Here is a 24212-nt window from a genome sequence, read left to right as displayed (position 1 = left end):
GAAGCTATTTGGCTTCCTTTTTTTGTTGGAAGAAATTCTTGATTAACCGCGTTCTTGCTTCACCCACCAACTCATTGAGTTCGGCTTCCGAGGCTGCTTCTATCTTACTCATGGTTTTGAATTCCTTGAGTAATTTATTCACCGTAACTCTTCCCAGGCCTTTCACATTTTCAAGCTCAAAGTTGAAGCTGTTTTTACTTCTAAGGTCTCTATGGAAAGTAATGGCAAATCTATGTGCCTCATCACGCAGCTTTTGTATCAACCTTAACGACTCTGATTTCTTATCAATGTGCAAGGCGAATTGATCGCCCGGGAAATAAAGCTCTTCCAGTCGCTTTGCGATGCCGATGATTGGAATGGTACCATATAGACCGAGTTCTACCAGTGCATCACAGGCGGCATTCAATTGGCCCTTACCCCCATCAATGATGATAAGCTTTGGAAGGGGAGCATCCTCGTCTAAAAGTCGCTTATATCTTCTTCCAACAACCTCTTTCATGGAGCCAAAGTCATCTGGTCCAACTACTGTTTTGATTTTATAATGCCTGTAATCCTTCTTAGAAGGTCGGCCCATCTTAAAGCATACCATGGATGCCACTGGATTGGTACCCTGAATGTTAGAGTTATCAAAGCATTCAATGTGGGTTGGTAGTTCCTTTAATTGCAGATCATTCTGGAGTTGCTTGAGCACTCGATTTCCCTTGTCTTTGACATTTTCGAGAGATGCATACTTCTCCTTCTTGGCAAAGAGGGCATTCTTTAAAGAAAGGTCGATCAACTTCTTCTTATCCCCAATTTGAGGTTGAATTGTCTTGAAGTTATCTGAGTTGAAATCGATTGGCTTATTGACAAGTACTTCTTTGGCACTACTCTGATACTGATCTCTAAGTTGAATCAAGAGTAACATCAGAATCTCTTCATCGGACTCATCGAGTCGTTTCTTTACTTCAGAAGTTTGGGACAGGTTGATCGTACCGTTTTTAATACGCAGATAATTCACGAATGCCCATTTTTCATCCGTGATGATCGTGAATACATCCAAGTCGGCAATCTTGGGGCTCACCACTACAGACCTGGACTGGAAGAGATCGACCATATCAAGCTTCTCTTTGAATTTCTGCGCCTGTTCGAACTCAAGGTTTTCAGCAGCAGTACTCATTCTTTCTTTGAAATACTGCTTGGGTATGGATAAGCTTCCTTTCAGGATATTGATGGCCTGATCTATATCCTTTAAATAGTCTTCTTCGGTCTGCAAACCTTCACATGGACCTTTGCAATTGCCGATGTGATATTCAAGACAGACTTTGAATTTACCCTTCGCAATATTGTCTTCGGAGAGATCGAAGCGACAGGTTCTTAATGTGAAAAGGTTATTAATCAATCTCAACACATTGTTCATCACTTTTACATTGGCATAGGGGCCAAAGTAAGTGCCGTTAGAAGGAATGAACTTTCTGGTGCTGTATATGCGCGGAAAGCGCTCATTCGAAACACAGATATAGGGGAAAGTTTTATCGTCTTTTAGCAGTATGTTATACTTGGGTTGATTCTGCTTAATGAGATTGTTTTCTAGCAAGAGAGCATCAAACTCAGAATTGACAAGTGTAATCTCTATTTCTTTGATTTCGCTGACAAGTCTTCTGGTTTTCCGGTTGACTCCCGCATTCTTATTGAAGTAACTAGACACTCGCTTTTTGAGGCTTTTGGCCTTGCCTACATAGATCAATACACCCGCTTCATTGAAGTAACGATATACGCCCGGACTATCGGGGAGTTTCAGGATATCTGATGGTGTAAAGCGGGTGACCTCCATGGGTCGAAATTAATAAATCTCATCATCAAAGATGATCGTGCTGTCAGATGTACTTAGTACATCGGAGAATTTTTGACAATCAATTTCTAAACTTAACTCTGCTGGTCGATCGAAAAGCGATTTCTCAATACCGAGTGTCGAATCTGCATATACCTGTTGCAGAAAGAGACCAACAATTGGCATTGCCGTTCTGGCACCTTGTCCATCAGTCCATTTGGTAAAACGAATAGCTCTGTCATCGCCACCAACCCAGGCACCTGCGATTAAGTTTTGTGTAATGGCCATAAACCAACCATCAGAGGAGTTTTGAGTTGTTCCTGTTTTGGCCCCCAAGTTACTTTCTTTTTGACCGCGATCCACCAATTGATATTCCCATTGAAGCCTATTTCCAGATCCAGAGTTAACGGTTTCCTGAAGCATATTCAACATCACGTATGCCACATCCTCACTAATAGCCCTACTTTTTCTTGGAGGTTCGTTGTATATCACATTGCCAAATCTATCTTCAATTCGACTTACGTAATAAGGCTCAATATGCACGCCCTTATTCGCAAATGTGCCGTAAGCCCCAACTAATTCGTAAAGAGAGGCCACTTCTGTACCCAAAGCAATCGAGTAATAGGGAGGAATAGTACTTTTTATACCAAGCCTCTTGGTCATATCGACCACTTTTTCAGGTTTGACAATATCCATCACTCTTGCGGTAACAGAGTTCACTGATTTGGCCATGGCCGTTTTCAGCGTCATATCTTCACCACTGAATCTACCCTCAGCATTTTGGGGACTCCAAGGCTCATCCTGAAAAGGAATATCAATCGATACGGCCTCATCTTTAAAGGTGAAACAAGGAGAGTAGCCTTGTTCCACAGCGGTGGTATAAACGAAGGGCTTGAAAAGTGAACCCGGTTGTCTTTTCCCTAATCGTACATGATCATATTTGAAATGTGAGAAGTTGGTACCGCCAACCCAGGCTTTAATACCGCCAGTTCTAGGGTCTGTGGCCATAAAACCTGCCTGAAGAAACTGCTTGTAATACATAATAGAGTCAATAGAACTCATGACGGTGTCAATATCTCCATTCCAAGAAAACACACTTAGCTTTTTTGGGAGGTTCATATAGTAATCCACAGAGTCAGAATCTTCTCCGTATTGCTTCACCAAGTTGCGATAGGCCTTGGTTCTTGGTATCACATTATCTTCTAAGAAGTTTTCAATCTCTCTGTCTTTGCTATCAATCCAAAGAGTCCTTTCTTCCTTAGCTAGTAAGGTATCAAATCTTGCCTGCAACTTACTCATGGCACTGTCCATGGCAAATTCTGCATAGGCTTGCATTCGACTATCGATTGTTGTATAAATCTTAAGGCCATCGGCATAGAGGTCATAACCTAGCTCTTTGCAAAGTTCTCTCAAGTCACCCCTCGCTACTTCACGGAAATACTGGGCTAGTCCTGCATTTTGATCTTGCTGTTTTAAGGTCAGTTCAATGTCTTTCGGCCTGAGCGTATCATATACAGTCTGGTCTAGGAAACCATACTTCACCATTTGACTCATGACGACATTTCTTCTGCGTTTTGAGTTTTCCGGGTTGTTATCTGGTCTGTAGGTAGTTACTCCTTTTTGCATACCAGCTAAAACAGCCGCTTCAGGTACCGTAAGTTCGCTAGGGAGCTTGTTAAAATAGGTCTTAGCAGCTGATTTAATACCAAACGCGTTGTTGCCAAACTCAACAGTGTTGTAGTACATGGCCATAATCTCCTGCTTGGTATAAGACTTTTCAAGTCGAACAGACAGTATCCATTCTTTAGTCTTATAGATCAACTCGTCAAGCATTCGGTTCTTGCCTTCCAGTTTTCCTTTGTCTCTTTCGTCCAATACCCTGGTGGAGAAAAGTTGTTTGGCTAGTTGTTGACTGATGGTACTACCACCTCCCTTTCGGTTAAAGGTCAACACACCATAAGCTACACGAAACATACTCTCTAGGTCAATGCCAGAGTGTTGCTCAAACCGAATGTCTTCTGCCGCTAGTAAAGCATTGATGAGGTTATCGCCCAACTCGTCATAAGTCACAGGATTTCTGTTATCGCGAAAGTAACCAGAACCCAGTTGAACGCCATCGGAAGTGTATAGCGTGGAGGTCAGATTTTGATCTGGATTTTCTAATTGAGAGTAGGATGGAAGTTCTCCAAACCAGTTATTCATATTAGAACTAACAGCCCATATATAGGTGGGCAAGCCAACAACACCTAATGCAAAAAACACCCAAGCTGCGATAGTCAACTTTTTAAGTAAGGGGCGATTCTGGGCTATTTTACTTTTCAGGCTCATCTATTGATAAAATTTGTCATGAAAACTCATGTACTCTTCAATCTTCTCGCTATCGAACAAGAACTGTAAGTTGTCGATAGAGATAGCAAAATTATGAAAATTAGTGTCTTCTTGATTAATCGCTTCTGCTAAGACTTCAGAAAGCACATCTCTATAACGTTGAGAAGCAGATTTAGTCTTAAATGAGTTGATATAAAGTATCTCTACGTTTTCGTTCTTTTTCAAAGTGAGATTGCCGATCGATAGCCTTTGATTTGGAAACCGTTCACTGTTCAGTGTATTGATGATTGCCTTTACCTTATCAACCCCGTTCAAGGTCTTATCTATCGTAATGGCTACCAAATGCTGTTGTTGGAAGTCCTCACTGAAATCAAAGCCTCTGTCTGACAATATCTCGTCTTTTGCAGGTTTTAAGGCTGAAAGCAGGCCATTGGCATAATCAAATAAAGGTCCTTCGGTGTACTTGGCCGTAAATTCTTCTAAGGCTTTCTCGTAAGGGAATAAACCCTCAGTTTTGGCTTTTAAAATTGCCGATAGTAATTCAACGGTTGGTAAAAAGTCCACATCTTCAAAAGAAGCTAGCGCGGCTTTTAACATTTGATCAGCCTCAACATAATTACCGGCTTCGTATTTGGCATAAGCTTCTGCGTATTGCTGCTGAAGTCTGAGGTTTCTGGCCTCCTTTTCCTGAACATAGTTGGGATTAATAAGCACCTTGGCCGTCAGACTTTCTGGAAACTCGGCTATGATAAGTCGCTTGTAATCCTCAGCTCTGCCAGGGTCTGTGTTTTCGAAAAGTGTATAGAGCGCAAAAAGGGTCTCTAAGCGAAATTCGGTTTTGGGGTACCTACTTAACAGGGTTTCATAACTGTTGGCCGACTCACTGTTTCTTTTCAGGCCGAACCGATAGATTCTTCCAAGGTTGAAATAGGCTTCTTGGATTTCGGCATTGGCCAAGTCCTTTTGTTCGGCCGACCTTGGTATGGTCTCCAATAGCTTTTGCTTTTCGGCAGCTGTGCCATCTGTTGCACTTGATGTTTCATTGCCTTGATTTTGATTGTTGTTGTTATCGGCAATCAAGGAAGGGTCAAGTCCTACGGCAACGGTTGTTTTGCTCGAGCGTCTCCAATTATCCTCAAGCGGTCTGTTTCCCCAAACCCTCTGAAATTCACGTTCGCCTTGACTGATCGCTGCCTGATTATAAAAGTACCAGGTGTCATCATCGGATATATCTGTGTTGGTATTGGTAACTGATGGTGAAATGGGATTGGCTTTTCTCTTTTGCCTATCGATTTCTGCCTGCTTGGCAGCCTCAGCCCGCAGATACTGATCAAGAAATGCATCCAGCGACACGGGATTCATTTCTGCCAAGTTCAACAGACTATCATTTCGTGATATGGTATTTAATTGTGTCACAAAGTCATTGAGAACCTGTTGTTTATCGGCAATGGCTACGTAGTTCTGAAAGTCCTCAGGTAGCTTGGCGATTGCACTGTCATAATACTGGCTCGACAATGGGAAATTCTCATAAGGATCAAAATAGATTTCCCCTAGCTTTAAAAAATTCATTCCCTGCTGTCGCTGATCGGGCTGTTCTACCTGCGTTCCGGTTCTATAATGGTTAATGGCGTTGAGCAACTTCCCACGCTGTTCTTCCAACTGGCCCATCACATAGTAGATCTTGTCCTGATACTCTAGGTTCTTTCCGTCCTTAAGCATCTTGTCAAAGGTCTTGTATACCTTTTGAATTCTATCGGCACTGGATTTTGAATAATCTGTCAGGGCCATCTTATTCAATTCTGAATGGAAAACGAGTTCATATGGTGGGTTTCCCTTTAGAGCCAAATCATAGTAGTCAAAAGCCTGTTGCCCATCACCGTTCTTTTGAGCGATTTGTCCTAGGATAAAATTGGTTCTGGCCTTTTGATCGCGATTGCTAATGAGGTTATTGACTTCTCGGAGTGCTTCGGCAATTCCAGCTTCGTTTCCTTGGCGCTGATGATAGTAAGCGAGCAAGACCTGGTAGTCCAGATTGTTTTCAGGTGTTAGTTCTTCCTCTAAAGTCAAATAATTCGAAACGTCTGTCGCATTGTCCATATCGCCCATGTCCATATAAGTGCGCATCAAGCCGATCAATGCTTCTTGCCGTGCACCATCATCCTTACTGGTTTGATTAACAAATTGAAAAGTCTCAATGGCGTATTGAAACTGAGCCCTTAAATGCCTGATTTTCCCTATGAGTATGTAACTATCATCTACCCAATCGCTGGTTTTATACCATTCTATTACCTGAGATGCCTTTTTGAAAGCATCATCAAGCTTTTCTTCATTTCCCTGAACCGTGCCTGAATCTATATCAGGAAAAACCTTAAGAATATCATTGAAATTATAGTCGTATTTGTCCTCCAGGCTTTGATAAACCTCGTCAATGTATTGATTGGCATAGAAATACCCATTATAGCGGGCATTCATGTTCTGATAGCCTTTAGAATTGCAACCGACTATGCCTACGAATAGGAGAAGACAAAAAAATCTTTTGATATGTAAATTGCTGATTTTCAAATCAGAGTGATTTCTGAATAGGAACGAACAATAAGGCGCAATTAATACAATAAAAGGTATCTGGTTAGGTTTTAATCAATATTTTTGTTTCCCTTGATTTTTTATTGTGGCAAGATTCAAGAAAACCTTATCCAACTGGCTAAATACCAGGCATATTTTCATCGTTCAGAATGAGGAAGACTTTTCTGAAAAGGCCACCTATAAGTTTACCTATGCCAAAATAGCCTTCTTTGCCTTTTTGGTCTTCTTAGTCATTTTAACGATCAGTATTTATCTGGTCAATACGGTCTTAGCGCAATGGTTCGACCCACGTTATGCCGAGCAAGAAACCCGCAAAGACTTGGTTCAGATGAGCATATCACTCGATTCACTCACTCAGGAGTTAGAGAGTAGAGATCAGTTCATTACGAGCTTTAAAAAGATAATGCAGGGAGATGTGACTTCTAATGAAGTCCTAGAGTCTGAGGCTCCTCAGCCGCAGTCTCCTGGAAATGTTGAGCAATTGGAAACCACGGATTCAGCATTTAAGGCTGAGTTTGAAAGAGGAGGGGACTTTCTATTGACCGGGCAAATTGAAAATGAAGAACTCAGACAACTTTATTTCTTTTCACCCATCACAGGGTATATTTCAGAGCCTTTTAATGCTCAGAATGAACACTACGGCATTGATGTGGTTGCTAAAAAGGATGAACCCGTTAAGTGTATAGCGGATGGAACGGTAATTCTGGCAAGTTGGACACAGTCTGAGGGCAATGTGATTGCTGTACAGCACAGAGAAAATTTGATTTCAATTTATAAGCACAACTCAACGCTCACTAAGGAAGTGGGTGATTTTATTACTGCAGGTGAAATTGTGGCCATTATTGGTAACACCGGAGAGCTGACTTCCGGCCCACACTTACACTTTGAACTTTGGTATAATGGTTCTGCCGTAAATCCGGAAGAATTCATTTCGTTTTAATTAGAAAAACAGATTGAGCCATGTTTTCAAAAGAAGAAAAAAAATCATCAGAAGAATTGAGCCAAACCAGTAATATTATTGGTAAGGAAACCGTACTCGAAGGCAGTATTGAGTCTGCAGGCAATATCAGAGTAGAGGGTAAGGTATATGGCAATGCCAAAGCCAAAGCGAAGTTTGTGATGGGGCCCGATGCTTATGTGGATGGAAATGTGGTGGCTCGATCAGGAGAAGTGGCTGGTAATATTCGTGGTAATATTGAGATCTCAGAATTACTGATTCTGAAACCTACAGCCGTAATCAACGGTGATATTCTTACCAATCAACTTGTCGTGGAGCCAGGGGCAACATTCAATGGTGGTTGTAAAATGGGCCACTTGGCGAAAGACATTGTGATCGAACTGCCTGAAAGTCGTGCATCAGAGAAGGTAGCCAAGAGGGCCTAATATCAAACCCATATAACTATTTGATTAGTTAAAGGTGTTTTCTACCTTTAATACATGTCCAATCTGAGAATGGCTTGCAATGAAACGCCCCAATTGCGCATAGGTGTTTTGTGGCACACGCTCTTTTCGGTTTTCCTTATCACTTTCCTTGGTATTTCATGCCAGTCTAACCTTGAAAAGGTCATTGAGGAGAAGAAAATCCCTGACGCTATTTGGGTAAGCCTGAATAATGAAACTTCCGCACCCATAAGCATGAGCTTTCAGGCAGGAATCAACGATACCATTCAGGAACAATTTATCAGTGCAAAAAGTAAGGACACCCTCGTAATCTCTTTAGCGGAAGAACGACTTTTGACCATAGCGAATAAGCTTACTCAAAAGCAGGACCTAATCGTTTCGCCCGGAGATTCGTTGTTTTTTCATTTCGATGGTGAAGGAATAATACTCAGGGCCGTACCCGAAAGGGAGTTTATTAACATATTAGAAAGCCAATTTCCCTCTGAGCGATCGGTGGTTCAAGATTCATTATACAACCTGCTTGTGTTTACAGACAGCGCGCAGAAAATGACTGCCTCTAATGACTTTTCGCGAACTGACCTTTACCCTATCTTGTTTCAACGAGATTTTTACGAGGCTAATCCCCAAGTGCTCAACGAGTTTTTAGATCAGACCTATGGTCATATTGAGCAATTAATGAACAAGCTCAGTTTAGAGGCTAACTCGGCAGACACTTTCAGTTTGGACTTAAAGGAAGAGATTGAATTGAGAAGGCATTACCTGAGGCTCTCATTTTTGGTAAAGAAGCTAGATGATAAGACTTATTTAAAGGGCTTACTGGAAAGCTCTCTTTTTGAGGAAGAATTCATCTTGAATAGCCGATATGGTAAAACTTACCTGTACTTCTACATTACAGAAGGGATTCTGTTAGGAGAAAAGAAGCGAACATCAAATAAACTATATATAGATTATCCGAAAGCATTCGACTTGTTGGATAAGCATTTTGAAGGGTCTCTTTTGGCTAAGGCCAAATGGTTTTGCCTGGAAAGAATGGTGGACTCGAATGAATCTTATGAAACCATCTCCGCCTATGCCACTGATTATCAAAACGCATATCCAGATGACACCTTGTTTACCCAAAGATTTCAGGAGGATTTTCTGATCAATCGCGAAGCATTGGTCAAAAGTAATATTGGGGTCAATCTCTTACATGAAGATGGTAGCACCAATATGTTGACAGGTTTACTCAATGAGCTAAGGGGTAAAGTGGTCTATGTGGATTATTGGGCCAGTTGGTGTGCACCATGTCGGCAAGCAATGCCTAGCTCCATACAGTTGAGGAATAAACTAAAGGGTGAGGCTATTTCCTTCGTTTACTTTTCCATTGATAACAAGCAGGATGCTTGGAGGCGAGCGAGTATGTCTGATGGGCTCAATGGCTATATGCACAATTACTTAGTGCTTAATCACAAAAAATCTGAAATGAAAAAGAATCTGGCTATGGATGCCATACCGCGCTATCTAATCTTTGATAAGAAGGGTAGCCTGGTGGAACGAAACGCACCAAGCCCGATGAATGCAGGTTTGGAATCTCTGCTAATGCAGTATATTGAGCGGTAGATCATGAAAGAAAAAAACCCGAATGACTATCTCAAATACTCGCAGCTGGGTATTCAATTGTTTCTCACCATTGGTATTTGTGGTTGGTTGGGTTATAAAATGGATGAGTCTTGGAATTCGGGAAAACCATTATTCATCATTTTAATGATTTTGGTAGGGACTACTGGAGCCATTTATATGCTCTACCGATCGCTGCCCAAGGACTAACCCATTGTTATATCTTTTTTACCACTAAGTTTCTTCTCTAGTTTTCAAAGACTTACCTTTGCGGCATGCAAAGCATAGGCAAGCAAATCACCATATCCATAATCGTTTCGCTGGTACTAGCGGGAATCGTTTTTGGATTGCAGCAAATGGAGAGTACTGCTCAATTTGTGCATGAAAAAGTGTGGTCTATTGTCATTTTTTCAGCCATTCTAGGCTTGATCGTTGTGATCATAGGAGACTGGGGTATCAGAAATATGGATGCCCAAAGCCGGCCTAATTTATTCTTAGGTCTTACAGTTTTGAGACTACTTCTAAGCATGGGTTTTGTTGGCATTGTACTCTTTGTCGGTATCGAAGACAGAATCATTTGGGTAGCCAACTTTTTCGCTGCCTATTTATTCTACTTAGTATTTGAAATATATAGCATTCTGTCTAACTTGCGCGCGATTTCGACAGAGGGCGAAAAAACATGATGAAAAATAGCAGAACTAACTTTCCCAATTTACTGATCATAAGCCTCTTAATAACGCTTTTCAGTATTGCCAACAGTTCAAATTTATTTGCCGCTTCAGGCAGCGGAGACGAAGAAAAAGAGGAGGGGAGCACAGACTTCATCATGCATCACATTGCCGATGACTATCAGTGGCACATTGTGACGATTGGACACACCCATGTGACCATCCCACTTCCAATGATCATTTACGATCACGGTGAATTCAAATTCTTCATGTCATCTGACTTTTATGATGAGCACCATGAGCCTATTGCACATGATGGTTACATGATTTCTCATGGCAAATTGGTAAGAGCATCAGCAGGTCATGGCGAGTCAACGCATGGCACAGATGATGGACATGGCGAAAATGCTGGTCACGAAACAGATGATGCACATGGTGCACCGGCTTCTGATGATCATGAAGCTGAAGCTGACTTCTTAAACCTATCGATCACCAAGAATGTAGCGTCACTTTTTCTAAGCGTATTCTTAATGTTGATCACCTTCATTACAATTGCGAAAAGATATAAAAGTGGTGTTGCTGCCCCTAAAGGACTTCAATCACTATTTGAGCCTATCATTGTTTTCATTAGAGATGATATCGCTAAGACTAACATTGGAGAAGACAAGTACCAGCGCTTTATGCCATTCTTGTTGACCATGTTCTTCTTTATTCTATACAATAACTTACTAGGACTTACTCCTGGTGCTGCTAACCTTTCAGGTAACATCGCAGTGACTTTGAGTTTGGCCTTATTTACGTTCTTCATCACACAGTTTAATGGTAAGAAAGCTTACTGGGGTCACATCTTCGCGACACCTGGTGTACCGCTTCCTTTAAGGCCAATTATCCTTGTGGTGGAAATCATCGGAATTTTCACTAAGCCTATTTCGCTTACACTACGTTTGTTCGCCTCAATTACAGCAGGTCACATTGTAGTGCTAAGTATTGTTGGTTTAGGCTTTATATTGAATAGTGTCGCTGTAGGAGTTGTGGGAACACTCTTTTCTGTAGTGATCACTTTGATTGAAATATTGGTGGCTGTGATTCAGGCTTATGTCTTTACACTGTTCTCTTCGATGTACATCGGGCAGGCGGTGGATGATGGACACCATTAATTAGTTAGAATACCATTGTTTCATTTATAACAAACATAATTATGTTATCTATTCTATTAACTGCTGGTTATGCCCTTATGGGAGCTGGTATTGGTGCTGGTCTTGTTGCGATAGGCGCAGGTCTTGGTATCGGAAAAATTGGTGCTTCTGCTATGGAAGGTATGGCACGTCAACCTGAAGCTGCAGGTAAATTGCAGTCTGGTATGTTGATTATTGCTGCACTTATCGAGGTAATTGCGCTTTTCGGTGTTGTAGCTTGTTTCTTGCTAGCGACTAACAACGAAATCGTTGGTGCACTTTAAGAAGTATTTGAGAAGTTTCAGGCCTAGCATTAGGCTGGTCTGAAGCTTTTCTTCTAAAAAAAAGAGACATGGACATTTTATTACCAGATACCGGATTATTTATCTTTCAGACAATAGCATTTCTATTGCTAATTTTTCTGTTGGGTAAATTTGCATGGAAGCCGATTTTAAATGGGCTAAAGGAAAGAGAAGAAACTATTCAAAACGCTTTGCTTTCTGCTGAACAAGCAAAAAGTGAGATGGAAGCTTTGAACGCTGATAATGCTAAACTTTTAGCTGAGGCTAGATCAGAGCGTGACGCGATGTTAAAAGAAGCAATGGCAGCGGCTAACACCATCAAAGAAGAAGCGAAAGAAGAAACTGGCAAGATCACCGCTAAGATGATCGAAGATGCCAAAGCAGTAATCGAAAACGAGAAGAGGGCAGCATTGGCCGATGTAAAAACATTGGTGGCTTCACTTTCATTAGAGATCACTGAGAAAGTACTTCGCAAAGAATTGAGCGACAAGAAAGCGCAAGAGTCTTTGGTAGACGAATACGTAAAAGATTTGAACTTAAACTAATTCTGACGAATGTCTGAATATAGAATTGCTTCCAGATACGCCAAATCCTTGCTTGACCTAGCGGTTGAAAAAGGACAGTTGGAAGAGGTGAATAAAGACATGTTGATGTTTTCCGGACTCGTAAAGGAAAACAGAGACTTACTCTTAATGCTAAAAAGCCCGGTCATTACGCCTGACAAGAAGTTAAGGATATTGAACCAGGTGTTTGAAGGAAAAGTGAACGATTTAACGTTGGCCATCTTTCAAATTCTTACCAAGAAGCATAGAGAGATGTACCTCGATCAAATTGCGGTGGAATTTCATCACCAATACAATACCAATCAGGGAATTGAGGAGGCAACCATTACGACAACATTTGAACTTGACGCTAAGTCAAAGGCAGAGTTTGAAAATATTGTAACCCAGATTTCTGGTAAAAAAGTAGAGCTAACTGAAGTAATCGATGAAGACCTTATTGGAGGATTTATCTTGAAGATTGGCGATCGCCAAATCGATGATTCTGTAAGCTCAAAATTGAAGGCGCTTAGACTAGAGTTCACTAAGAACTACTACGAAAAGGCATTTTAAAAAAGATTTAAACATTAACTGTAATATAAAATGGCAGACGTAAGACCTGATGAAGTATCAGCAATATTGAGAGAGCAACTCTCAAACTTCAAATCAGAAGCCGAATTAGAAGAAGTAGGAACAGTACTTCAAGTAGGTGATGGTGTAGCCAGAATCTACGGATTATCTAAAGCACAGTCAGGAGAGCTCCTAGAGTTTGAAAATGGCTTGAATGCTTTGGTACTTAACCTCGAAGAAGATAATGTGGGTGCCGTACTTTTAGGTGATTCTGCAGGAGTAAAAGAAGGAGATACAGTAAAAAGAACTGGTCGAATTGCTTCTGTAAAAATCGGTGAAGGTGTGGTTGGTCGTGTTGTGGATACCTTGGGTAACCCAATCGATGGTAAAGGCCCAATCGAAGGTGAGACTTACGAGATGCCATTGGAGCGTAAAGCACCAGGTGTAATTTATCGTCAGCCGGTAAATGAGCCATTACAGACTGGTATCAAGGCGATTGACTCAATGATTCCGATCGGAAGAGGTCAACGTGAATTAGTAATTGGTGACCGTCAGACAGGTAAAACTGCTGTAGTAATCGATACTATCTTGAACCAAAAGGAATTTTATGATGCTGGTGAGCCAGTATTCTGTATCTACGTAGCAATCGGTCAGAAAGCATCAACTGTTGCTGGTGTAGTTGCAGCCCTTGAAAAAGGTGGTGCAATGGACTACACAGTAGTTGTTTCAGCTTCTGCTGCTGATCCGGCTCCAATGCAGTTCTTTGCACCATTTACGGGTGCTGCTATCGGAGAGTACTTCAGAGATACAGGACGTCCAGCATTGGTAGTATATGATGACCTTTCTAAGCAAGCTGTTGCTTACCGTGAAGTTTCTCTTCTTCTAAGAAGACCTCCGGGACGTGAAGCTTACCCAGGTGACGTATTCTATCTTCACTCAAGACTATTGGAGAGAGCTGCAAAAGTGAATGACAATGATGACATCGCTGCTGCAATGAACGATTTGCCTGAGTCTCTAAAAGGTAAAGTAAAAGGTGGTGGTTCATTAACTGCACTTCCTATTATCGAGACACAAGCGGGTGACGTTTCTGCCTATATCCCAACCAACGTAATTTCGATTACTGACGGTCAGATCTTCTTGGAAACTAACCTTTTCAACTCTGGTGTAAGACCTGCTATTAACGTGGGTATCTCTGTATCAAGGGTAGGAGGTTCTGCTCAGATCAAGTCAATGAAGAAAGTGGCTGGTACACTGAAACTAGACCAAGCACAGTTCCGTGAATTGGAAGCCTTTGCTAAGTTTGGTTCTGACCTTGATGCTGCAACACAGTTGACCATCGATAGAGGTAGAAGAAACCAAGAAATCTTGAAGCAAGCACAGTTCTCACCTGCAGCTGTTGAAGATCAAGTAGCAATTATCTACGCTTCAACAAAAGGTTTGATTGACAAAGTGCCAGTGGACAAAGTGAAGGAATTTGAAACTGAGTTCATCACTGTGTTGAAAGCTACTCATGCAGATGCAATGAATGATTTGAAAGCTGGAAAGCTTTCTGACCAAGCAGTAGATGCCTTGAAGAAGGTTGCTAAAGAGTTGTCTTCTAAATACTAATTAATAATAGGGCCTCGCCCATTTAATAATAGCCTATGGCAAGCTTAAAGGAAGTAAAAGAAAGGATTGTTTCGGTCAGCTCAACTCAGCAGATCACTAAAGCCATGAAAATGGTTGCAGCGGCTAAATTGAGAAGGGCGCAAGACAGAATCGTCCAATTACGCCCTTACTCTGAAAAATTAGGTGCTCTACTCGCTAATGTTTCTTCTGGAAATACGGAAGAAGGCATGAATACGTATGGTGAAGTGAGAGATGTAAAGCGCGTGCTCTTCGTGCCTGTCACTTCTGATAGAGGATTGTGTGGTGCATTTAATGCCAATGTTTTCAAAGGCGTTAGAAATGCACTAGCAACTGGAGAGTATGCGAATGCTGAAGTTGAGATACTACCCATCGGTAAAAAGTCATTTGATTTTTATAGAAAGAAGGAGCATCCTGTAAATGATGCACATTGGGGTGTTTTCGGAGACCTTTCTTTTGATGTAGTTAAAGCTGCTGCTGAAGAAGCAATGGAAGGCTTCCAGTCTGGTAAGTACGATAAAGTAGTTTTGGTCTATAACGAGTTCAAGAATGTGGCAACTCAGATCATTAGAACTGAGCAGTTTTTACCTATCGTTGAAAACGAAGTGGATACTGAATCTACAACCAATACCGATTACATCTACGAGCCATCGAAGGACTACATTATCGATGAATTGATCCCTAAGTCATTGAAAATTCAGTTTTATAAGGCTGTTTTGGAATCCAATGCTTCTGAGCATGGTGCGCGAATGACTGCAATGGGCAAAGCAACTGATAATGCCGGAGACCTATTGAAAGAGCTTCGTTTGACTTATAACAGAACGCGTCAAGCAGCCATTACCAAGGAGATTCTTGAAATCGTTGGTGGTGCAGAGGCCTTAGCTGCAGATAGTTAAGATTAATCTGAAACTAGATATATTGAACCCCGACATTTGTCGGGGTTTTTTTATGGAAAAGATTATAGACTTTGTTCAAAACTTGAGTCTCGATATTACGGGAGGAGCAGTGATCTCGAGTCTTTATGTTGCCCAACTCTTTGGGGTAGAACTTTCTAGTCAGATCGTTTTGGGTTTGGCTATTGCTATTTGGCTTATCTACACTGCCGATCATCTTTGGGATGGCTACAGAGTAAAGGGAGATGCGGTAAACCCCCGTCATGCTTTTCATCAGCGTCATTTTAAGCTGATTTTGGGTATTGCAGTTTTCGTATTTGGATGCGGTGTTTACAATACCTTTGAACTACTAAGCGATACAATTTGGTTTGGTCTTGGGCTTGTTGCTTTGACTGGTTTATACTTCTTCTATCTAAAATTCAGTAAAGCGCACCTACAAAAAGAGCTTTTCGCTGCCTTCGTATATGTAGCGGGCATTTTTGTGGGCCCCATGAGCTTGTTGGAACATTGGGATTGGTTTATGTTGGGAGCTTTCATTCAGTTTTTCCTATTGGCCTATGTCAACCTAATGTTGTTTCCACTCTTTGAAAAAGATGAGGACGATCAGCAAGGTATGGCATCTATTGTGACCAATAGAGGGGCTGAGCAAACTAGGAAAAGGATAGTGCTAGCATTGATCTTAAATGGTCTTATTGCCATTGCCTGTATTGGTTTGGGTATTAATGAGGGGAAACTTCAGTTTATGATCTTGGCAATGTCATGGCCTTTGCTGCTGCTGTTTCTTAGACAGGATGTCTTTAAGCGGTATAAGTTTTACCGGATTATTGGGGATGGGATTTTCTTTTTACCAGGTTTGGCCTTGCTATGAAGAACGACTTCAATCTTGTAGCGCCCGTTTATGATACTTTATCAAAACTTGTATTTGGTAAGAAGCTCGAGCAAGCGCAAAAAACCTTTATCTCAATCATTCAGCCGAATTCTCGAGTGCTGATCGTAGGTGGCGGGGCAGGCCGTATACTGGAGTGGCTACCGGCAAACTTCAATTTACAGATCCAATATGTGGAGCTTTCCGAGAGTATGCTGAACAAAGCGAAAGCCAAAACTTCGGTAGGAAATAACATTGAATTTCATGTTGGCGATGCCCTGGGGGTCAAAGGGGTTTACGATGTAGTCATCGCTAATTTCTTTTTGGATTGCTTTGCTCAGGAACGACTTCCAGAAGTCTTGCAAAAGCTTAAAAGTCGATTGAATGAGAATGGTAAGCTGATGGTGACCGATTTCTATCCATCAGAACACTGGTATCAAAAGTTACTGCTCAAAGTCATGCACTCATTTTTTAGACTAGCGAGTCAACTCGAGGCAGGGGAGTTAACGGATATACATGGAACAATTAAGCGATCGGGTTTTGAGACGGCTCATTTGGAGTTCTTGAATGGAGGCGCTCTTTTTTCAGCCGTATATCAACCACTATCTGACTAAAACTTTCAAAGTGACCACCCGCTGATTCTCGTCAAGAATACGAATTAGATTGAGTCCTTTCTGGAATTTGGATGTGGATATCTCTAACTCACCACTTATTGAAGCCGCCCTTTCCTGCTGACCCAAAAACTGTCCTCTAGGGTCAAAAATCATGATTTTAAGCTTTTGATCTCCATCGATCTTATACTTAATCTTTAAGGTTTGGCCTCTAACAATAGGGTTAGGGTAGGCTTTGAATTCTGTTTCAAAACTTGATTCTACGCGAATGGATTTTATTTCAGAGTGATCAAACTCACCACTAAAATCAGTTTGCTTTAATCGATAGAATGAAAGACCTATCAATGGGTTTCTATCAATAAAGCTGTATGTCAATAGCTGATCACTGTTTCCTGCCCCATCAATGATACCTATGGCTTCAAAGGACTGACCGTCTCTACTTCTTTCTATAGTATAGAATTCGTTGTTGATTTCCGAGGCAGTGACCCACTCTAACTTCACCTCATCCTCATTATAATGATCTGCTGTGAAAGAAATGAGTGTGATCGGCAGTGCATCGGTCTCGATAGAACCAAGGGTGTAGAACTGGCCATCAGTGAAATCAACCTCAAATGTTACCGTTCTGCCATCGATAGAACTTGGGCTAATGAGTGTTGCTCCTGATGAGAAATCGCCATCATCATCCACCATTAAACGAACGAGGTTTAGGTTATTATCGCCTATCGGTGTTCCTGTAATTCCTGAAAGATCATAAGTCAAGAGTACAGTATCAACAGTCCCAGTTTCTTGAACTCTCCATTCTCTATTCAATCGACTATTGATGCCTACAGGCCTTTCAGTATTGTCGATCGCCTCCATGGGTGCATTGTCATTTCCTGATAGAATAAATGTGTCATTGTCCTTGAAAGCTGTTGAATCCAACTCGAAAGTTACTATAGCATCGCTATTGAGACTTTTGGACTTCAATTGTTCAAAGCATGAAAGGTCGTCTCTTCCTATGCCTAAGATGTCATTGTGATAAGCTCCCTGGTTGTCAATGTCCCAAATGATACCGCCATCCGCAGCAAGGTAATCTTCGTCTGATTCGGTTAGGCCACCTACAGTTCTGGTAATACCGTATTTGATCGCTAAGTAGCTCTCTACTTTGGCACGTTCAACGGCAGTTAGCACTTTGTTAAAGACAAGTATCTCGGCTATGTCACCTTCAAACTGGCCGTCAGCGTCATAATCGGAATGGTTACCAATGGTGAATGTTCCCCCGGCATCAAGATTGACGTCATCAGAAGTAGCTGACCCAACATTTTCAGAATTCACATATAAGTTGATACCATTGGCCTGGTTGGCATCAACCCTAGTTGCTGTAGCGATTCTGGTTACTTCATCAACATATGTGGTTGCCGGTCTTATACTGTAACCGTTGTTATTTTCAGCATTTATGAAAAGTCTGCCTTCTGCTAAACCAAGCGCATAGTCGTCAGAGCCTGAAGTGGCTTCGTTCGAGATAAGTGCAGGTGATTCTGTAAAGTCTGTTCCAGAGCCATTGGTCTGAGCGGTTTTAAAGACACTAATAAGTGTAAGGTCATTGTCACTCAAATTACTTCCTGTTTCTAACCACGAGTTGTTGTTTGACTGTGCGTCAGAAAAACGAATGGCTGGATTAAAGTTCATTTCGTTGGCCTGATAGGTCGGTTCTACAGGCGATCCTCCACCCGCATTTTGCTCAGTGGCACTGTTTGCAGGAGAACTCTGGTCAGTCCATGTGGTAATATTTTCATTATCGACAGTTGTATTCGTACCAAGATCGGCTCTCAACCATAGTGCAATGTCTGTATTCACACCTCCCGGTCCACAAGTCACGTTCTGAGTGCCGATCGTGAAGAACTGGCCATCGGTAAGATTCACACCAGTGAATGATAGAATGTTTCCATTCAGTGTACCTCCAGTAATTATTTCAGCATCAGCCATCGTTGCAGTGTTTCCAACTAGTAGAGAAAAAGCATTTGGGTCAGAAACATCATATCCTAATCCGGTCAAATCGAATTGAAGCTCAGTTTCACCGACTGTTCCTGTATCCTGAACTTTCCATACCCGTGCCATTCTTTCTGCTATGGTTTCTGGTACATCGCTGGTATTGACACTGGCATCAGCTGTAGCACCATTGTCATTTCCCCAAACCAGATAGTCGTGATCATCGGCAAAAATATTTCCATTTTCTCCATTGGAATTGGCTATACTTCCTAAGCCTATGGTCAGAATGTCATCGGTATCTTCAGCACGAGATTGCTTTTGTTGCCAACATGAATTGTCGTCTCTTCCTATACCGGCAACATCGTTATGGTATGTGGTATTGTTAGAGTAATCCCAAACTATGGTTGTGCCATCTGAAGTAACATAATCTCCTTCAGTGACTGAGCCTGAAATGACCTCACCAAGGTTGCCATCGTTATCATTGTTATTGGTAAGTGTTACACCATACTTTAATGCCATGTAGGTATAAACTTGCTGCTTTTGGATATCCGTTATATCGTTGTCAAATACGATTACCTCCGATATAAGTCCATTATAGTTCCCAACACTAGCCAAATCACCGACATAGTTGGTTTTGGTTCCGCTTAGATCGGTGGAATTTGCATCTGTGTTTCTACCAATAGCACCGGCTCTTAATTCTTCGATAATCCTTCCGGATCCATCGTACTCAGAGAATACGATATAAGGAGCTTGAGGGGAATCAAAAGCACTTATCGTAGCATCCAGATCATTTCCCCAATGAGCAATGGTTGCCTGGGTGCTGCTTCTAAAGCCGAAATGAAGGTCTTCGTTTGCAGTTCCCCCATCCGAACCCAATACGTATTGAACTCCTGTTCCACTCTGTCTAATCCCTGTGGCCAACAATGTATAGTCACCCCCGTTAGTCGCTCCAGATTTGATATTTGCCAAATTGCCAAGACTCAGTCTGTCATCGACACCGTCAAAGTCTATTGTTGGGTTGAAATTGATATTATCGGTGGCGTTATTCTTGAAAAGAGGAGCGTTGCCATCTGCAGCAGCATTTGTGCTAGTGCCAGATTGGTCTGACCAAGTGCTTAGGGTAGTGTTATCCGTTGTGGTAGATGTACCGGCATCAGCTCTTAACCAAACGTAAAGATCAGATGTGATACCACCAGGCCCACATTGGGTTCTGGCAGTTCCTAAAGTAAAAAACTGTCCATCAGTAAGGTTGACATTCGTAAAAGTCAACTTATCACCCACTAAGGAAGCGGCTGGGATGGTTGTAGCTCCAGAAAAGTCACCTCCCACATTGGTATCAGAGATGATCAGCTGAAAGTCACTGACATTAGAACTGTAGCCAAGACCTGTCAAATCGAATTCGATGGTGGTGGCTCCAACAGTACCGGTTTCATCAACTTTCCAAACACGTTGCATACGTTCGGTCACATTCCCAGGAAGAAGGCTTACATTGGATAATGCATTGGCTTGGTTTGGATTTGTATCGTCATTACCCCACATAAGAAAGGAGTCATCTGCAGAGAAGTTGTTGGTGTTACTGGCATTGTCGGCCTCTATGGTTCCCAAGCCCATGGTTACAAGGGCATCGCTATTCTGGCTTATGGATTGTTTTTGCTCTAGGCAGGACATATCATCTCTTCCGATTCCCGCTATGTCATTATTGTATGTAGCATTAGCGGTGGCATCCCAAGCGGTACCGCCATCAGATGCGAGGTAGTTGGTGGCCGAAGATTGATCAATAGTAACCCCATACTTAATCGCGAGATAGGATTGTACCTTTTGCCGATCTGTCGCTGATAGTGTTCCTTCATACACAATCACTTCCCCCAGAAAACCAACAAAGTCGTTTCCTCCAGTATCGTCATCACCTAATGTATAGTTATAGGTACCGATACCTGCATCGGATAGGGTTGCATTGTAAGATGATTCAAAGCTTGCTCCATTTTGGAAAATGTTTGCGGTATTTCCTGATGGATGATCTATCGACCAGATATTCCAAGTGTCTTCGTTCAAGTTGCTCGCATAAGCGGTATTACCTGCATACCTCGAATTGATAAAAAAGCTTCGATCATCTGCAGTACCTCCACGAAGTTCTAATAAGGCATCATCACCTCCTGAAGTGCTGTTGATAAACCCAGCCGTGAATATGGTAAGTCCGGCATTGGTCGTGGTTAGAGAACCTTCAAGTGAAGTAGCATCATTATCGAATGAGATGGCGGGATTAAAGTTTACGGTATTGGTTTCAAACGTTGTCAGGTTCGATGGGTCTGCGGCATCATTGCCTTCTGTGCTTGAGTCACCCCAACCCGATACGGTCTGACCATCTGTGGCCAAAGTTGTACCCGTGTTGTATACCTTATCTGTTGCTTGTAGCCATAGCGCCAAATTAGTTTCTATGCCCCCAGGTGAACATACTCTAAAGTCAGTTCCAAGGGTAAAATACTGGCCGTTTTCTAAGTCTACACCGGTGAAGGTGATTACATTTCCTACCAAAGTTCCCCCGGTCAGTACCGTGGCATTACTAAAGTCGGCATTGCTACTGTTTCCAGCGATTAATAAACTGTAGTCACTCTCATTGGTACTTAAACCAAGTCCAGTGATGTCAAAGGAAACGGATGTAGTCAGTACTTCATTTCTCTCAGCTACCCTCCAAACACGTTCGAGTCTTCGGTCGATCGTATCAGGCTTTGTGAGAACCCCGCTTTCAGTCAATGCTCCATTGTCATTTCCCCAAATCAGCCAGGTATCATCTACACTGATGGTAGTCCCTCGATCAATAGTGACCACAGCATCTGTGTTCTCACTTTTTGATTTTGATTGATCAAGTTCGGAATTATCGTCACGACCTATGCCGGCAATGTCATTATTGTATTCTAAGTATCCACCAATACTTGCGTTAGTAGCAGTATTGAATATTATATCGCCATTTGAGTTTACGTAGTTTATCGCAGTGCTCTGATCCAACGTAATGCCATATTTGATGGCTAGATAACTTTCGATTTTATTTCTTCCAGCAGTTGAGAAAGACCCAGGCTCACTGCAGTAGATAAATTCAGGGATTGAACCATAAAAAGATGCGGCATCTCCTTGGTCAAAGACAGAAGTACTGCAATCCACAACTATAGCATCTAAGTGGAAGTCTACAGAACTTGGAGGATCGGTTTTGGTAATTTGAATATACCTAAAAGCGGTATTGGCAGTGATTACATCAGTTTGTGGTGTTGCCACTGAAACAGTTGGTGCCGATGGGTGATCGACAAAACCAGACCCTGAGCTGGTTGATTCTCTTAAAACCATCTGGGCAGTCCCAGTGGATGAAGGTCTTCTAATCCAGGTGATAGAATACTGTGTGCCTGCCGGATATTCTGCTCCGAAATCCACGGTTATGATGTTTCCGTTGGTATTCACTTCGGCATATGCTGCGTCCGCTGCGCCAATTATATTGTTAGGATTGGTTACACCAGTTGAAGAAACTACGGAGCTGACTGGGCATGTGGCAGGAGTGACCACTTGCGAATTGAAGTCTCCTAAGCCTATTTGGTCAGAATGATCGGCTAATTGCCCCACACTACTAAGGCTTCCAAAACTTTGTCCGTTCAAGTAAGCAGTTACTGTTCCAGTGCCTGAGGCACTGCCATTAAGTTCAAAGGTGATGATATATTCTGTCTCAGTCGAAACCGAAGTGCTAATCGTGGTAGGTGTTCCGGTATTCCAGGGTGAAGAAACGCCACTTCCTGAATCATCAATTTGATTATAAGCTGTCACGACCAAATTACCGGATTCGATATACATATCGATGCCTCTGTCATCATCACCTTGCTCATAAAGTTGCTGTTTGGTAGTCACATTGTTACCTGTTCTAATAGCAATATTGAATGCTTTGGTCGTGTAAGGTGCGCCACCAACGTTAAAATCTGAGTTATTAGCAATCTGAAGCCCTGTTTCTGAAGCGTCAATGAAATCAACAGTAGGGTTAAAGTTGATCGCTTCAGCCTCGGAAGCACTACCATCTCTATAAGTAGGCGCATTTATTAATGTTGTTGCATCATGATCCCCTAAAGACTGATCCTGCCAGTCTGTGACCGTAGAAGCATCAGTAGCTGTAGTTACGCCTTCATTGGCTTTCAACCAGGTGTTTAATGCAGCTTTGTACCCACCGGGGCCAGTTGTTTTTACCAGATTTCCATCACTTGAAACCGCAGAAACGGCTCCTGCAGCCATGTCGAGACCACTATTGTTGGAATCGGTTGGAAAGGTAGAGATGTCAGTAAGGTCATGATCCGTGGTATTCACATCCACCCCAAAAAGAGAATAACCGTAAACTATTTGGTTGGCGGTAATACCTAGCTCTGCAAAAGTGATACCTGTTCCGCCTAAGGCCTGTGTACTTGTTCCTGTAGGAATGGGATCTTCACCCAGTGCTTGCTGTAGAAATAACACTGACAAGCCCAAGTCGACTACACCAGAGCCAAAATCACCCGTGTTAACGGTCACCAGGTTGCCATATGTGGCAGGATCACCATTGGAATCTAAACTTAAGATCATGGCAATTTTAAACTCTCCATTTGCCCCTCGGTCCATCACAGGAATGGCCGCGTTGGCAGGGGTAGAGGTAGCCATACCTGTTCGGTAAATGGCATCTATTCTTTCAATATTGGATGCATTGGTACCAGAGTTTAGTAATACATTGTCATAACCGATATTGAGTAAGTTAGCTTGATATAGCGAACGCTCAGGAACTTGCCGCTCAGGAGCCAAGTATATTTCATCAGCAGTATTGTCTACAGCACCGTCCGCTTCAATCCAAAGACTTAGACGAGAGGCTGATCCAACCCTTCTTAGGGCGAGCGTATCTGGGTCTAAAAGAAAATCATAATCGACACCACCTAGCGTATAGCCCGAAACACGTCTATTGTTTTCTGTGGTAGTATTTCGAGAAAAGAAAATATCATAAGAAACATTATCGTCAATGTTTCCTCCAGAACTTGGAGAAGATGTGGCGGTGTAATCATTGGCACTATTGTTCACATCAACCCACGTAAAACGGATGTCCGTCAACGGGTTTTGCGCTTTGAGTTCGGTAGCCAGTATAGTAAGAAGAAAAATGCCTGCTAGCAGGCAAATTCTTTGTGGTCTCATGTCAGTGTTTTGGTAGTCTGTTCCAAAAAGTATTCCAAGTCATTGAAATACAGAAATCTTACGTTTACATACGAAAACACCCTACTGATCAGATTTATT

17 protein-coding genes are annotated in these 24212 nt (G+C 42.1%); 13 read left to right on the top strand and 4 right to left on the bottom strand.

The genetic code is table 11. The features are described from left to right. Positions 1-4: 4 nt before the first annotated feature. The 3 genes from uvrC to BFP97_RS14115 are packed head-to-tail and all read right to left on the bottom strand — an operon-like array spanning position 5 to position 6610. Positions 5-1813, bottom strand: a complete 1809-nt coding sequence (uvrC, locus tag BFP97_RS14125; protein WP_069843042.1) for an excinuclease ABC subunit UvrC — start codon at positions 1811-1813, stop codon at positions 5-7. A 9-nt stretch (positions 1814-1822) separates the two neighbouring features. Next, on the bottom strand, positions 1823-4138 hold the full coding sequence (locus BFP97_RS14120; RefSeq protein WP_083262573.1) for a penicillin-binding protein 1A: 2316 nt from the start codon (positions 4136-4138) through the stop codon (positions 1823-1825). After that, positions 4139-6610, bottom strand: a complete 2472-nt coding sequence (locus BFP97_RS14115) for a tetratricopeptide repeat protein (RefSeq protein ID WP_069843041.1) — start codon at positions 6608-6610, stop codon at positions 4139-4141. A 196-nt stretch (positions 6611-6806) separates the two neighbouring features. Here BFP97_RS14115 and BFP97_RS14110 point away from each other — a divergent pair, with 196 nt between their 5' ends. The 13 genes from BFP97_RS14110 (at position 6807) to BFP97_RS14050 (ending at position 16970) form a co-directional block, all read left to right on the top strand. Continuing rightward, on the top strand, positions 6807-7661 hold the full coding sequence (locus BFP97_RS14110) for a M23 family metallopeptidase (RefSeq protein WP_069843040.1): 855 nt from the start codon (positions 6807-6809) through the stop codon (positions 7659-7661). A 20-nt stretch (positions 7662-7681) separates the two neighbouring features. Next, complete coding sequence (locus BFP97_RS14105; RefSeq protein WP_069843039.1) at positions 7682-8104, top strand: polymer-forming cytoskeletal protein; 423 nt, start codon at positions 7682-7684, stop codon at positions 8102-8104. 54 nt (positions 8105-8158) lie between these two features. Next, positions 8159-9721, top strand: coding sequence for a TlpA family protein disulfide reductase (locus BFP97_RS14100; RefSeq protein ID WP_069843038.1), 1563 nt, complete (start codon positions 8159-8161; stop codon positions 9719-9721). Between the two features lie 3 nt (positions 9722-9724). Beyond that, positions 9725-9928 (top strand): AtpZ/AtpI family protein, encoded by a 204-nt coding sequence (locus tag BFP97_RS14095; protein WP_069843037.1) that lies wholly within the window; start codon positions 9725-9727, stop codon positions 9926-9928. Positions 9929-9993: 65 nt separating this feature from the next. Continuing rightward, complete coding sequence (locus BFP97_RS14090) at positions 9994-10401, top strand: hypothetical protein (protein ID WP_069843036.1); 408 nt, start codon at positions 9994-9996, stop codon at positions 10399-10401. Further along, entirely contained in the window at positions 10398-11543 is a 1146-nt protein-coding gene (gene atpB / locus BFP97_RS14085; RefSeq protein ID WP_255399459.1) for a F0F1 ATP synthase subunit A, read from the top strand. Before BFP97_RS14090 ends, atpB begins: the two co-directional genes overlap by 4 nt. Positions 11544-11581: 38 nt before the next feature. Next, positions 11582-11845 (top strand): ATP synthase F0 subunit C, encoded by a 264-nt coding sequence (atpE, locus tag BFP97_RS14080; RefSeq protein WP_069843035.1) that lies wholly within the window; start codon positions 11582-11584, stop codon positions 11843-11845. A 68-nt stretch (positions 11846-11913) separates the two neighbouring features. Then, on the top strand, positions 11914-12408 hold the full coding sequence (locus BFP97_RS14075; RefSeq protein ID WP_069843034.1) for a F0F1 ATP synthase subunit B: 495 nt from the start codon (positions 11914-11916) through the stop codon (positions 12406-12408). 9 nt (positions 12409-12417) lie between these two features. Next, positions 12418-12975, top strand: coding sequence for an ATP synthase F1 subunit delta (gene atpH / locus BFP97_RS14070; protein ID WP_069843033.1), 558 nt, complete (start codon positions 12418-12420; stop codon positions 12973-12975). A 30-nt stretch (positions 12976-13005) separates the two neighbouring features. After that, positions 13006-14580, top strand: coding sequence for a F0F1 ATP synthase subunit alpha (gene atpA, locus BFP97_RS14065; RefSeq protein ID WP_069843032.1), 1575 nt, complete (start codon positions 13006-13008; stop codon positions 14578-14580). Positions 14581-14615: 35 nt separating this feature from the next. After that, complete coding sequence (gene atpG, locus BFP97_RS14060) at positions 14616-15494, top strand: ATP synthase F1 subunit gamma (RefSeq protein ID WP_069843031.1); 879 nt, start codon at positions 14616-14618, stop codon at positions 15492-15494. Between the two features lie 52 nt (positions 15495-15546). Further along, complete coding sequence (locus BFP97_RS14055) at positions 15547-16359, top strand: hypothetical protein (RefSeq protein ID WP_069843030.1); 813 nt, start codon at positions 15547-15549, stop codon at positions 16357-16359. After that, complete coding sequence (locus tag BFP97_RS14050; RefSeq protein WP_069843029.1) at positions 16356-16970, top strand: class I SAM-dependent methyltransferase; 615 nt, start codon at positions 16356-16358, stop codon at positions 16968-16970. The genes BFP97_RS14055 and BFP97_RS14050 overlap by 4 nt, the downstream gene beginning before the upstream one ends. On the opposite strand, the gene BFP97_RS14045 is transcribed toward BFP97_RS14050, so the two are convergent. Next, positions 16959-24113 carry a T9SS type A sorting domain-containing protein gene (locus BFP97_RS14045; RefSeq protein WP_069843028.1) on the bottom strand — a complete coding sequence of 2385 codons (7155 nt, stop codon included), beginning with the start codon at positions 24111-24113 and terminating at the stop codon, positions 16959-16961. The two genes, BFP97_RS14050 and BFP97_RS14045, sit on opposite strands and share 12 nt — an antisense overlap. Positions 24114-24212: the final 99 nt, after the last annotated feature.

It is taken from the genome of Roseivirga sp. 4D4 (assembly GCF_001747095.1).
Lineage (GTDB): Bacteria > Bacteroidota > Bacteroidia > Cytophagales > Cyclobacteriaceae > Roseivirga.
The sequence above is the reverse complement of the archived record's forward strand: the minus strand, read 5'-3'. Positions and strand labels throughout refer to the sequence as shown.

Coding starts and splice junctions, on each gene's coding strand:
- BFP97_RS14045 (WP_069843028.1), bottom strand. CDS start 24,113: ATGAGACCACAAAGAATTTGCCTGCTAGCAGGCATTTTTCTTCTTACT.
- BFP97_RS14055 (WP_069843030.1), top strand. CDS start 15,547: ATGGAAAAGATTATAGACTTTGTTCAAAACTTGAGTCTCGATATTACG.
- BFP97_RS14075 (WP_069843034.1), top strand. CDS start 11,914: ATGGACATTTTATTACCAGATACCGGATTATTTATCTTTCAGACAATA.
- BFP97_RS14050 (WP_069843029.1), top strand. CDS start 16,356: ATGAAGAACGACTTCAATCTTGTAGCGCCCGTTTATGATACTTTATCA.
- atpG (WP_069843031.1), top strand. CDS start 14,616: ATGGCAAGCTTAAAGGAAGTAAAAGAAAGGATTGTTTCGGTCAGCTCA.
- BFP97_RS14105 (WP_069843039.1), top strand. CDS start 7,682: ATGTTTTCAAAAGAAGAAAAAAAATCATCAGAAGAATTGAGCCAAACC.
- uvrC (WP_069843042.1), bottom strand. CDS start 1,813: ATGGAGGTCACCCGCTTTACACCATCAGATATCCTGAAACTCCCCGAT.
- atpA (WP_069843032.1), top strand. CDS start 13,006: ATGGCAGACGTAAGACCTGATGAAGTATCAGCAATATTGAGAGAGCAA.
- atpB (WP_255399459.1), top strand. CDS start 10,398: ATGATGAAAAATAGCAGAACTAACTTTCCCAATTTACTGATCATAAGC.
- BFP97_RS14120 (WP_083262573.1), bottom strand. CDS start 4,138: ATGAGCCTGAAAAGTAAAATAGCCCAGAATCGCCCCTTACTTAAAAAG.
- BFP97_RS14100 (WP_069843038.1), top strand. CDS start 8,159: ATGTCCAATCTGAGAATGGCTTGCAATGAAACGCCCCAATTGCGCATA.
- BFP97_RS14090 (WP_069843036.1), top strand. CDS start 9,994: ATGCAAAGCATAGGCAAGCAAATCACCATATCCATAATCGTTTCGCTG.
- atpH (WP_069843033.1), top strand. CDS start 12,418: ATGTCTGAATATAGAATTGCTTCCAGATACGCCAAATCCTTGCTTGAC.
- BFP97_RS14115 (WP_069843041.1), bottom strand. CDS start 6,610: ATGAATGCCCGCTATAATGGGTATTTCTATGCCAATCAATACATTGAC.
- BFP97_RS14095 (WP_069843037.1), top strand. CDS start 9,725: ATGAAAGAAAAAAACCCGAATGACTATCTCAAATACTCGCAGCTGGGT.